Origin of the sequence: uncultured Kordia sp. (assembly GCF_947489565.1) — a bacterium.
In the GTDB taxonomy this organism is placed as follows: domain Bacteria; phylum Bacteroidota; class Bacteroidia; order Flavobacteriales; family Flavobacteriaceae; genus Kordia.
The window spans coordinates 1-12,086 of sequence record NZ_CANLEA010000003.1 but is presented as its reverse complement, the minus strand read 5'-3'; the positions used below and the strand labels follow the sequence as shown (position 1 = coordinate 12,086).

Genomic DNA, 12,086 nt, shown 5'->3' with positions numbered 1-12,086 from the left:
TTTGAGTGAGTTTAGCTGTTATTTCGGATTTAAAGACATCACATACTCATAACTTTCGTTCAAATAGTTGGCTAAATTATCAATGTCAGTAAGCATTTCATCCGGAATTAAAACATATCCTTTCATCGTAGCGCCATGCGATTTGTAATAATCGGAGTTAAATTCTTTGATATATTTTTCTTGTACTTCTTTCGAATAGCGAAAACCAATTTCACCTGCTTTGTTGAGTAAGCCAAACATATGTCCGTTTGCCGATGTATAAATCATACTTTTTCCTTTTCGCTCAAAGCGAGGACATTTTTCTACAATAGCGTCAAAAATTTGAAGTCGTTCTTCCCACATAAAAAATAATTTAATAAGCTAAAAATACATTTTTTTTAAAAAAGTGGGTAATGATTTTTTGAATAGTACCCATAGTAACATAACATAAAAACATTATTATTATGAAAAAGACTAAATTAAAGTCATTGAAATTAAGAAAGCAAACTGTTTCAGAATTAGGAACAGATGCAATTGTTGGAGGAATTAGCGGTGGAGCATGCAATCCTGGAGGAGTTAGTAAAAACTCTTTAGGATGTCCTCCGTATACACTTCCGGTGGTTTGTCACGGTAGTGCAGGTTGTTTCCGTGGGAACTAAAAAAAGCAACTGATGCCTTAAAAAAAATGCACTTTCATTTCTGTGAAAGTGCATTTTGTATGTTATCGTTTTTTGCTTTATACAAAAGCGATGAATAACAAGTATAATTATTATGATTCCACAACGGTAAAAGGCACAAGCGCAGTTACATTCATGGTTTTAATTCGTGCAAATCGTTCTTCGGGGTTGTCAGTAAGAATCCAATGATGTGCCGTGCGAGCGATCATTTTTTTGTCATCTAGTGTGATGCCATTCCAGTCAAATTCAACATTTATTTCATAAGTATTTTTGTCAATAACAGTTACTTTAAAATTTTCTGGATGATGATTGCTTTCTTTCATATGTTTTGGCGCGCCATTGAGCCAGGTAGATAACTCTTCAATGGAACTCACTTTTCCACTAGAAAAATTCAACTCAAAACGGTCTGCTAGCAATTCTACAAAAGGAGTTGCATTTCCATCACATTGTTCCATGTTGGCCAACCAATAATGCATGGAAGCTTTACAGCGATTTTCCGGATATGCATCTGCGAAAATATCATTTGTTTGTCCTGTAGGTGTAATTTTTACAGTTTTAAACTGCGGAAGTGAACGTTCAAAAGACTCAAAATTAATTGTATAATCAATGGTGTAACTCGCTTTTTCGCCATCAGGCTTTATATTTTGATAACGGATAGAAGCGTTCAACTGTAAAAAACCATCTTCGTGTTCTTGAATTGAAATCTCTTGTACATGATGTGCATTTTGCCAACCTTCATACACTTTTAAGCGTTCGGGATAACTTTCCTTTCCGCGCATTTCCCCTGCGGCACTTTGTAGCAAAATATCTTCTGCCAAAAGTTCTAACTGATTTCTGATACGCGCATCCGTCATAGGACGTTCATACAATTGATACCAACGATAATACTGCGTTTTGGCAAGGTGAATTTGTAATGTTTTCATGGGACGTAATTTGTAAACATTAAAGTTATAGTATTTGAGATCATTTTTTCAGTTTGCACATCATTTTTTAGTCGTCGGGCAATAATCCTGATGTAAATCCACTGCGCTGTCCCCATGTTTTAACTCTTTTCATTTTCTTTTTTTCGATAAATTCTCCCGACCAAGGATTGAAAGTGTAGACATTATATTTATAAATGATTTTGGAGCGCCCTTTTTCTTTAATGTCTTTTATTTCTTTTGTAAGCTCAATAATGTAATACATAAATTGACCATTAAAGAATGTTTTTGTTCTAAAGCTTTCCCATGTCAAAAAAGCAATGACTTCTTCTGAGGGATTTACTTTTAAACCTTTTGTTTTTGCAATGTCTAGCGCTTTATGTTCATCAATTTGAAATGTTTTATGTTTCGTAGTTGCCTTCTCAAAACCGTAATTATTTCCAATTCCTTTTTTAAGTATATATGTTCCTTGTTCGTCCAATTCAATAGTAATCATTTCATCATACCATTTGGAAGTTTTTAATTTTACTTGATATTGAAATAGAAATTCTGTGGGCTTTCTTTTCATAGGTTCTGTCCAATTACCCACATATCCATCTTTATCATGCGCAGTACAGTCAAAATTGAAACGAACATGATTGTCAAAGAATGTTTTACTGTACGTATCAATTATTAATTGATCTGCTTTCTTTTTCATTTTTTCAAGCAGGTTATGAAAAGGAAATAATGTTTTGTTGATGGTGCAAGTAGCATTGTCATAATCTCTCGTGAATAGTAATTCTCCGTCAAAATTGTATTCGTTCCAAACACCAATATTTTCTCCGTCTTTAAGTGACCAACCTTCGGTATGTAAGCGTGTAGTATCTTTTATAAAATGTACACTATACCATTCTAAGTTTTTATGTTTATAAGTTTCAGTGTAGGTTTTATATGCAGAATTTCTAACAATTTTAATATTGCTAGAATCAGTCTCTATGTTTTCTCTACTAAATTGTCCAAAAGCGAAAGATTGCACAAAAAATACAAGAATAATGGTAAGAAATGTATTGTTCATAAGCTGACTTTATGTATTTATAATTTTGGATGTAGTTTGATTGATTTAAAATAAGTATTGATCACTTTCTTTTGTCTGAAAGCCCTTTTTTTATCAGTATTTGAGAAACTTTTCTGTTATGAGCATAATACTCTTTTTCCTGTTTTTCTTTGTCTCCCGGAATATCAGAATCAAATCCGTAACATTCTCTATACATTTCTAAATGTGTAATTTCACCATTTAATGAAATTCTACAATGTCTGGGATTGGTCATTCTGTGTTCAGCGGTAAAATCGAGACATACGTTTTCATTTTCATCTTTCAAAAATATGTATCGAATATACCAGCCTGTTTTTTCGCTACTTATAATTCCTTTTTTAGGTAAAACTCTAGGGATTTTAACTTCGTTGTTAAAGTACCGCTTGAATGCTTTAATTATTTTTCTATGTTTATTGCGAATCAACATATATGTACAACGAAAAAATTGATCATTTATTCAACGCTTTCAATCGATTTTTTGCATTTTGATTTTCTGGATCTAGCGCAAGCGATTTTTTAAAGTGAACGATCGCATTTTGTATATCACCTGTAAATAAATACACTTCTGCTAAACTGTCAAGTAAGTTGGCAGATTTTGGATAAAGATAGATGGCAAACTTAAACACTAAAATTCCGTATGAAGATGTCTTTGGATTGAAACTGAGTTGTAATCCAAGATTGTTCAATTTCCATTCGGGTAATGTTAAAGTTGGATGTTTTTGTATGAGTTTTTTGTGTAAATCTTCTAGTTTTTGATATTCTTGTTTGGCAGCGAGATCATTAAAATCTGGAAAGTTAAACGGTTTTTCGATTGCTTTTTTAGATTCTTTAGAAAGTAAATTTGACGAAATTCCATTTTGCTGCGGTGTATTTGACAGAAACTGTATAGAAGTTTGATTGTTTCGTAAGTATGCATTTAAAAAGTGTAAGGTATAGTTTGAAACCAATTTGTATGAAGCGAGAATTTTTTGATCACTTTTATCTTGTCGTTTGTCTCTTGGACGAAATAGAACGCCGAACGAACTGAAATTAGCATGTGTTAAATCGTGAAACTTGAGTTTGTATGCATCGCTGTGTATCAAATTATCGTAGAATTCAAACTCATCATTCAATTTCGGATCAATCTTGTCTGCTTTCAATACTGTTTCAGGAATGTCTTTTTGTGCGAAATGAATAAAAGGAGTATCAACTTTTTTGATATCATGAAAAGGCGATTCTTGTAAAACTTTATAATTATACCGAATGCTTCCGTCCAAACTTACAATAGCTTTGATGTTTTTATTGCGAATTTGCGCGAGTACATTTGACAATCCGCCAAAACTAAATCCCATCGTCGCAATTTTGCTGGCGTCTGTATTTTTAAACGTTAGTGCTTCTTGTAGTAAAAACTCAATATCACGTGCTTGTGCTTCCATGTCTTTATGCGTTCCTCCAGAAAAATATTTCATATCAGCGCCACGACTCGGACTCGAAATGACAATATATCCATGACTGGCTAGATATTCGCACAACACAAAATTTTCAATAGAAGACGCTTCATAGCTCGGCGCATATATAATGATAGGAAATTTTCCGTTGGCAATCTTATTGTTCACAAATGCTCTTGTCGTATGGTTTAGTATTGCTTTGTTGTGTGTGTTATTTACAGGATATGGAAACCAGTTTAATAATTGTTCGTTGGGTAAATGTTCCCACTCGCGTTCGTTCTTAAAAATTTCTAGATAGCTTAAAATGGTGGTTTTTTGCGCAGTTGTTTCTGTACTCGGATACCAAATACTGATTGGGATTGGACGTGAAATGGTTGTATTTGTCCATTCAAAAACACGAGTGTACGTTCGTGTAGCGTCTGTTTTTTGGTAGTGTTTGAAGCCTACTTTATATGTTCCATGTTCAAGTTGAAAATCGCTTGGAGAAATTTGTCCGAAAGATGTATTAGCCGAAAAAATTACAAATAGAAGTATAAAAAAAGCTCTCATATTGGTTTGTGTTTACCTTAGAGAGCTGTATTTTTTATAATTGTTACAGTTTATTGCTGTCTTTCAAAAATCATTAATGGGCCATCACTTTGGTATTGATAGCCGATATGCAATCTGTCATTTTCAAAGAAATATTCATACGGAAGATCTTGCAAGGTGATCGTATTGCTCCCTAAAACAAAAAAGTAGATGCCAGTCTCAAAGATTTGTAAAGGTTCATCGACTTCATTAGCTACCATTAATTTATTTTGAGAAAGATCGAAATTCCAAATGTGATCTGCTTGAAAATTTGGTGGTGCACATTCGCAGGAAACATCAATCAATTTCCAAGTTCCTGAAATTGGATTTCCAGGAGTAGTTGCATCATCATCGTTGTTGCAAGAAATTAAGAATCCTACAAGTAGGAATAAAATAATTTTAGTTTTCATAACGGTCGGTTTTAATATTAAATGTATGAAAAATAAACGTGAAAATTCTATGAATATTATAAATCTAACGTATACTGCTCTGGAAGCAAGCGAAATGACATGCGATGGTATTTTGTGGCGCCATACTTTTTAATGGCTTCACGATGTTCAACAGTTGGATATCCTTTATTCTTTTTCCAATTGTACATAGGAAACTCTTCATGAATCTTTTCCATATACGCATCTCGGTAGGTTTTAGCCAATACAGAAGCAGCTGCAATATTTAAATATTTTCCATCACCTTTTATAATAGTTTGATGCGGAATCTCTTTATAAGGTTTGAATTTATTTCCATCGACAATAATATGTTCTGGAGTTATGGAAAGTTGATCAATGGATTTATGCATGCCCAAAATAGAAGCATTTAAAATATTTATGTTGTCAATTTCTTTCGGAAAAATATGTGCCACACCAAAACTTAGCGCTTCCAACTCAATGATTGGACGTAACATTTCACGCTTTCGCTCACTGAGCTGTTTGGAGTCGTTCAATATATCATTTGAAAAGTCTTTTGGTAAAATAACGGCAGCTGCTGTCACAGGTCCGGCGAGACATCCGCGTCCGGCTTCATCGGTTCCAGCTTCTATACCTTCAAATAATTGTAATGCTAACATGCGTAAAATCTTTAAAGACAAAACTATTCGTTCTATAAGTCAAATCAAAATAGAAAAAATAAAACGATGAAGCCTCAAAAACAACAATTTATGATTTCAATAACAAATCTTAGCTTTTTATTTCGATCAAAAAGTATACTTTTGTTGCGTAGCTAGCGTACAATGAATGAAGACTATGCAGTATACGCTAAAAAAATCAAAGAAGTGAAGCACATCCTTTTCGTTATATTTATATGTATTACTGTTTCTGCTGTACAAGCACAGGAAGGAGAATTTAAACCAGTTCCAGAAAAAAAGCAACGACTCGATCAGCGAGGAGAAGAACCGCTCAATAGAGAAAACAAAGGTTCTGAAAAGGATAGGACTGCCAAACGAAAAGAATACGACATCAATTTGTATAAAATCATTTCGCACGATCGCGATACTACGATTTTAGATACGACATTAACTATTGAAAAAGATTATAAATACAATTACCTAAGAAGGGACGATTTTGAGTTGATACCTTTTTCAAACTTAGGACAAACCTATAACAGTTTAGGATATTCATTTGATAGAGCTTCTGCTTTTCCGAGTATTGGAATGCGCGCAAAACACTTTAATTATGATGAAATTGAAGATGTAAAGTATTTTAATGTGCCAACACCAACGACAGAGTTGTTCTTTAAAACGGCGATGGAGCAAGGGCAATTATTAGATGCTTTTATTACAATGAATACTTCGAAACGTATGAACTTTTCTATTGCTTATAAAGGAATGCGTTCGTTAGGAAAGTATCAAAATGTATTGAGTAGTACTGGGAATTTTAGATTGACAGCGAATTACCGAACTAAAAATGATCGTTACGGATTGCGTGCGCACTTTTACTCACAAGATGTGTTGAACAACGAAAATGGAGGTTTGACAACAGAAGCTGTAGCGGACTTTGAAAATGGAGTAGAAGAATTTACAGATCGATCGCGTTTATCAGTACAATTCCAAGATGCAGAAAACATATTGGTAGGAAAGCGATATTATCTAGAACACGATTACAAAATTGTAAGACAAAAAGATTCGCTTCGCGATAATAATTTGCGTATCGGACATACCTTCAATTACGAAACAAAATACTATATCTACAATCAGGATAATGAAAATGCATTGTTTGGAGATAGTTTTATCTCATCTGCGATAAGAGATCGATCGCAATTGCGAAAACTATTCAATCAAGCGAGTTTGAGTTATACTACGAAAACCTTTGGAGATGTAAAGTTCAAAGCCAATCATACAAAATATGATTACTTTTTTGATAAAATTTTATATCCATCCACAGGAGATGTGATTCCGAATAGAATAGAAGGAGATGTGATTTCTATTGGAGGCGAATGGCGACATACGATTGCTGGAATTCAGCTTAAAGCAGATTTATTAGCAAATGTATCTGGCGAACTTGGAGGAAACTATTTTACGGGTCGCGCAAGCTATAAATTTAATGACGATTTCAACGCAGAAGCATCTATTGTCATCAATTCCAAAGCGCCAAACTTTAACTTTATCATCAATCAAAGCGATTATATAAACTACAATTGGCGAAACAATCTCAAAAATGAACGCACGCAAAGCATCAACTTTAGCCTAAAATCTAAAAAATGGGGAAATGCCGATGTAAGTTTTACGTCGCTAGATAATTACACATACTTTTCAGGACTTGTTGCTGATAGTCAAATATCGCCACAACAAAGTCAGGATGGAATTACGTATTTAAAAGTAAAAGTTGGGAAAGAATTTCGTTATGGGAAAATTGCTCTTAACAATACAGTAATGTATCAGCAGGTAACGCAAACAGGAGATGTGTTTAATGTGCCAGAATTGGTAACACGAAACACGTTATACTATACAGATAAATGGTTCAAAAAGGCACTTTTCATTCAAACAGGAGTTACATTTAGTTACTTTACAGAATATTTTGGAAATGCGTACAGTCCATTGTTAGGAGAATTCTACAGTCAAAATCAACAAAAAATAGGAGGTTTTCCGCGTTTTGATGTCTTCATCAATGCTAAAGTAAGACGTACTCGAATTTATTTCAAACTAGAACATTTAAATTCTTCCTTTACAGGATACAACTTTTTCTCAGCGCCAAATCAGCCATATCGTGATTTCGTGGTTCGTTTTGGACTTGTGTGGAATTTCTTCTCTTAAAATAAAGCAAGAAAACTTACTGATTTAGGGTGTATGCGTCTGCAAATAAGTTGATTGCGGATTTTATTGTGCTGCTTTCTACTCATAAAGTAAAAAGACTTTCAGGTATGTAGTAATCGCTTTCTTAATAAAGAGTTTGCATGATTTCCATAAAATAACTTTTTGAAACTAGCTGTAAAAACAATACTTTTATCAAAAATTGCTTAATTTCTAATACTATTATCAAAAAAATACATGAAGAAATGCTGTTTTTTCTGAAAAGCAACTAGTTGGTGTTTTAGTTTGTTATGAGTACAAAAAACTCATTAATGATAAAATTCAATGAAGTAGTTGCCATATTCAGAAAAGAGTAATAGTCTTTATAGGATAAGATTTGCTTTTCATTTTGATTATGTGATTGGTAGCGTATAGAAATTATCTATTTAAAAATCTCTGAATGTTTGAAAATGTTCCTATTTGCATCCACTAGAGATTACTATTTATTAAACTAAACCAAAAATTAATGAAAAAGTTATTACTTATTCCACTTCTTCTGTGTATGTCGTTTGCCTTTTCGCAAAACAATCCTACTGTGATTATTCAAGGAGAATTTAAAGGAAAAACAATTCCTTTGCGAGATTTTGCAGTAAATCAAGAGGAAGATTACAGGGTCAATGAAATACGAATAATTTCTAACAACCTTAGAGCAAATGAAAAATTAAACCCTAACGGACTTCCAATTAACGGTGTCGATCCTTTACGACAAAGATCGAATGGTAATTATTCAGCAATGTTTAATTTGGAAGAAAACTTCGACGGTATTTCAGTAAATGAATCCGGTGGTTCTACGCCTCCAGATCCATCTGGTGCTGCAGGTCCAAACCATTATGTAAATGCAGTAAATACCGCAGTAAAGATTTTTGATAAAAATGGAAACACATTGGCAGGTCCTACACCTTTAGGTACATTCTTAGGTTCAGGAAATAACGATGGAGATCCTATTATAATGTATGATCATTTGGCTGATAGATATTTTGTAAGTCAATTTGGAGCTGCGACTAACTCTTTAGTTTTAGGAGTTTCTGATACGCCAGATCCTACAGGAGCATATAATGTATATGAATTTGTATTTGATGCTTTTCCTGATTACCCGCATTACTCAATATGGCCAGATGGATATTACCTGACAGCTAATAAAGGTGGTGCAGAAACAGTGTACGTATTAGAAAGAGATGTAATATTAAATGGTGATCCAAACCCACAAATTGTAGGTTTCGCATTGCCAGGTATAGTAAACAATCCAAATACAGTTTTTAGTCCTGAACCAGCAAATCTTTTAGGAAATGCTTATCCTACTGATGTGCCAGGTTATATTGTATATCTTCAAGATGATGGATGGAGTACTGCTATAACAAATGACCATTTAAAAGTATGGGAAATTGATATGGATTGGAATGTTCCTGCAAACTCTGCAATTTCAGCGCCGCTTGAAATTCCTTTAGGCGCTTTCGATTCTGTATTCGCACCTTTCGGAACAGGAGATGTTGATCAGCCAGGAACAAATCAAAAAATTGATATGATTGGTGGTGTAATATCATATGCAGCAAATTATAGAAGTTTTGGAGTGCACAACTCATGGGTAATCACATTTAACGTTGATGTAGATGGTAATGATACTTCGGGTGTGCGTTGGATTGAATTAAGAAATAGTGATTCAACGGGTTGGAGTGTTTATCAAGAAGGTACCTATGCGCCTGCAGATGGTCTTAGTCGTTTTATGGGCTCTGCCGCAATCGACTTACAAGGAAATATAGGACTTGGATTTAATATTGCTGGTCCTGCTACGCCAGTAGGTATTGCCTATACTGGTCGTTTCAGTTCAGATCCGCTAGGGCAAATGTCTGTTGCAGAAACAACAATAGTTGATGGTGTTGGAGTACAAACATTTTCAAATAGATTTGGAGATTATTCACATCTAACAATGGATCCAGATGGATTTACTTTTTGGCATACAGCCGAATATTTTGCAGCGAATAATTCTTGGAGATCTCGAGTAGCTTCTTTTAGTTTATCTCCTGGTTTTGATAATGATACAGGGATTATTAATATTGTGACTCCTGAAAATGGAATTTTGACAAATTCAGAAGCTGTAGAAGTAACCATCAGAAACTTTGGTAACTTAACACAATCAAACATTCCTGTAGAATTGAGAGTTGATGGAACATTAGTTGCTTCAGAAGTTTTCACAGGAACACTTAACTCAGGCGAAACAGCAAACTATACATTTTCTCAAAACGTCGATTTGTCAAATTCAGGGCAAACCTATACTATAGAAGCAAAAACTTCACTTGCTACAGATCAATTTACGCAAAATGATCCATATACTAAAGATGTAACGCATTTACTAAACAATGATGTTGGAGTTATAAGTATTATAACTCCAGAAACAGCTTCTGGTCTTGGTAATGAGACTGTAACTGTGACGGTAAGAAATTTTGGTGCGAATGTGCAGAATAATATTCCGATTCAATTCACTGTAGATGGAGGAACTCCAATTGGAGGAACTATAACTACGGCAATTAACCCAGAGCAAACACTCGATTATACATTTCCGCTAACTGCTGATTTGTCAAATATTGCTGTATATACAATCACGGCGACAACATTATTAGTTGGAGATCAGATGCCAAGTAATGACAGTGTTACCACAATGGTTGAGAATACTGTATGTGCACCTACTGCAGATTGTACTTTAGGTGATGGTTTACGATTATTCTCTATTGCAGAGATTAACAATAGCTCTGCTTGTGAAGGATATGGTGATTTTACAGATCAAATTGCAAGTTTAGAACCTGGAGTAACATATCCATTAACAGTAACAACAAACTATGGGAATCAATATCTAACGGTTTGGATAGATTTTAATGACAACAATATTTTTGAAACTAATGAAAAAGTAGTTACTGACTTTATATTAGGTGCAAATCAAACTGGAGGAACTTTTACGGATACTGTAGATGTAACAATACCTGCAGATGCAAATCAAGGTACTTTCAGAATGAGAGCAAAAACAAATTGGAATGCTGCAGTTCCTGACGACGCATGTGTAGAAACAACTTATGGAGAAACAGAAGATTATACAGCAAGCATTCAAACGTTAAGCGTTGAAGAGTTTTCGTTGATCAATAACTCGGATCTTAAAATTATAGAAAAAGGCGAAAACCAATTCCAAGCTGTACTAAATACATCGTATGACGGTTCTGTGTATGCAGCAATATATAACATAAATGGTCAGCAACTTAAGTTTAAAAACTTATCAAGATCATCTGCAGACTCTTATATCGTAAACTTAGATATGTCTCAAGCTGCTTCTGGTATATATACACTAAAAGTAGGAGGAACAGAATCTAATGCATTTATAACTGAAAAATTTATTGTAAAATAATACCAGTATAAATAAGGTAGTAGACAATAAAACTACCTCATAAATAATTGCCATATTTTTTGGATGTAAAACCAACTAATATGGCAATTTTTAGTTTCTGTATATCGCAAAATATATCATCATTAGTTTTTAAATCTATTTCATAAAGAAACATTATAGAATAAATCCCAACACCAAACCCCCAACACCAAAGACCAAAGACCAAAGACCAAAGACCAAAGACCAAAGATCAAAGATCAAAGATCAAAGACCTAACACCAAAGACCAAAGACCAAAGATCTAACGGGGTTTCCCTTTGTCTTTTTAAATAAAATACAAAGGGTCACGCTTTCGCCAGTCGCTCTCACTATATAGTGTATAGATATAAGTGTGATACAATCTACTAAGTAAAGTAAAAGCAAGGTCACTAAGCGTAGCCGAAGTGAGGAGCTTCAACAATGCCTCAATCGTTAACCCACAACCAAGCAAAAGGCGAATCCACAAATCCACAAAAAGACAAAAAAAGTTTATAACATAATCCACTAGAAAATAGTGTATTAAAAGGTTGGTTAAAAAAAAGGCAAAAAAAGGTTTATAAAAAAGTTGGATGGAATAAAAAGCTGCTTATATTTGCAGCCGCTAAAACGGGATACGTTGCGGCGAAAAAAGTATACGTTCTAGAGTTTTTTTGAAAAGGTAAAGAGATTAAGAAATTTTGTAAAAAAAGATTGCTTAAGATTTTGCTGAGAACTAAAAAAGGTTGTATGTTTGCATCCGCTAAAAACGGTAACGTTTAG

General features: G+C 33.9%; 10 protein-coding genes. 3 read left to right on the top strand and 7 right to left on the bottom strand.

The genetic code is table 11. From position 1 onward, the window contains the following. Positions 1-18: 18 nt before the first annotated feature. Entirely contained in the window at positions 19-342 is a 324-nt protein-coding gene (locus Q0845_RS04765) for a hypothetical protein (protein WP_298509961.1), read from the bottom strand. A gap of 101 nt (positions 343-443) precedes the next feature. Between Q0845_RS04765 and Q0845_RS04760 the strand changes: the two genes are divergently transcribed. Beyond that, positions 444-638, top strand: coding sequence for a hypothetical protein (locus Q0845_RS04760; RefSeq protein WP_298509958.1), 195 nt, complete (start codon positions 444-446; stop codon positions 636-638). A gap of 110 nt (positions 639-748) precedes the next feature. Here Q0845_RS04760 and Q0845_RS04755 read toward each other — a convergent pair whose 3' ends face one another. The 6 genes from Q0845_RS04755 to Q0845_RS04730 all read right to left on the bottom strand — a co-directional run bounded on the left by Q0845_RS04755 (position 749) and on the right by Q0845_RS04730 (position 5,705). Beyond that, positions 749-1,579: a hypothetical protein gene (locus tag Q0845_RS04755; protein WP_298509955.1), complete on the bottom strand. Its 831-nt coding sequence runs from the start codon at positions 1,577-1,579 to the stop codon at positions 749-751. Between the two features lie 67 nt (positions 1,580-1,646). Continuing rightward, a complete protein-coding gene (locus tag Q0845_RS04750; protein ID WP_298509952.1) occupies positions 1,647-2,630 on the bottom strand; it encodes a hypothetical protein in 984 nt (327 codons plus the stop codon). Between the two features lie 61 nt (positions 2,631-2,691). Beyond that, positions 2,692-2,934 (bottom strand): hypothetical protein, encoded by a 243-nt coding sequence (locus tag Q0845_RS04745; RefSeq protein WP_298509950.1) that lies wholly within the window; start codon positions 2,932-2,934, stop codon positions 2,692-2,694. A 163-nt stretch (positions 2,935-3,097) separates the two neighbouring features. Further along, on the bottom strand, positions 3,098-4,624 hold the full coding sequence (locus tag Q0845_RS04740; protein WP_298509947.1) for a dienelactone hydrolase family protein: 1,527 nt from the start codon (positions 4,622-4,624) through the stop codon (positions 3,098-3,100). A gap of 50 nt (positions 4,625-4,674) precedes the next feature. After that, the gene (locus Q0845_RS04735) at positions 4,675-5,052 is read right to left on the bottom strand and encodes a hypothetical protein (protein WP_298509944.1); all 378 of its coding nucleotides are present in this window, start codon (positions 5,050-5,052) and stop codon (positions 4,675-4,677) included. 56 nt (positions 5,053-5,108) lie between these two features. Continuing rightward, positions 5,109-5,705 (bottom strand): ribonuclease HII, encoded by a 597-nt coding sequence (locus tag Q0845_RS04730; protein WP_298509941.1) that lies wholly within the window; start codon positions 5,703-5,705, stop codon positions 5,109-5,111. 162 nt (positions 5,706-5,867) lie between these two features. On the opposite strand from Q0845_RS04730, the gene Q0845_RS04725 reads away from it, so the two are divergent. Beyond that, positions 5,868-7,886 (top strand): putative porin, encoded by a 2,019-nt coding sequence (locus Q0845_RS04725; RefSeq protein WP_298509938.1) that lies wholly within the window; start codon positions 5,868-5,870, stop codon positions 7,884-7,886. Positions 7,887-8,388: 502 nt separating this feature from the next. Further along, complete coding sequence (locus tag Q0845_RS04720) at positions 8,389-11,310, top strand: GEVED domain-containing protein (protein WP_298509935.1); 2,922 nt, start codon at positions 8,389-8,391, stop codon at positions 11,308-11,310. Positions 11,311-12,086 lie beyond the last annotated feature (776 nt).

Bases quoted from the DNA above. Each gene is read 5' to 3' on its own strand.
- Q0845_RS04765 (WP_298509961.1), bottom strand. From the start codon at position 342: ATGTGGGAAGAACGACTTCAAATTTTTGACGCTATTGTAGAAAAATGT.
- Q0845_RS04760 (WP_298509958.1), top strand. From the start codon at position 444: ATGAAAAAGACTAAATTAAAGTCATTGAAATTAAGAAAGCAAACTGTT.
- Q0845_RS04755 (WP_298509955.1), bottom strand. From the start codon at position 1,579: ATGAAAACATTACAAATTCACCTTGCCAAAACGCAGTATTATCGTTGG.
- Q0845_RS04750 (WP_298509952.1), bottom strand. From the start codon at position 2,630: ATGAACAATACATTTCTTACCATTATTCTTGTATTTTTTGTGCAATCT.
- Q0845_RS04740 (WP_298509947.1), bottom strand. From the start codon at position 4,624: ATGAGAGCTTTTTTTATACTTCTATTTGTAATTTTTTCGGCTAATACA.
- Q0845_RS04735 (WP_298509944.1), bottom strand. From the start codon at position 5,052: ATGAAAACTAAAATTATTTTATTCCTACTTGTAGGATTCTTAATTTCT.
- Q0845_RS04730 (WP_298509941.1), bottom strand. From the start codon at position 5,705: ATGTTAGCATTACAATTATTTGAAGGTATAGAAGCTGGAACCGATGAA.
- Q0845_RS04725 (WP_298509938.1), top strand. From the start codon at position 5,868: ATGAATGAAGACTATGCAGTATACGCTAAAAAAATCAAAGAAGTGAAG.
- Q0845_RS04720 (WP_298509935.1), top strand. From the start codon at position 8,389: ATGAAAAAGTTATTACTTATTCCACTTCTTCTGTGTATGTCGTTTGCC.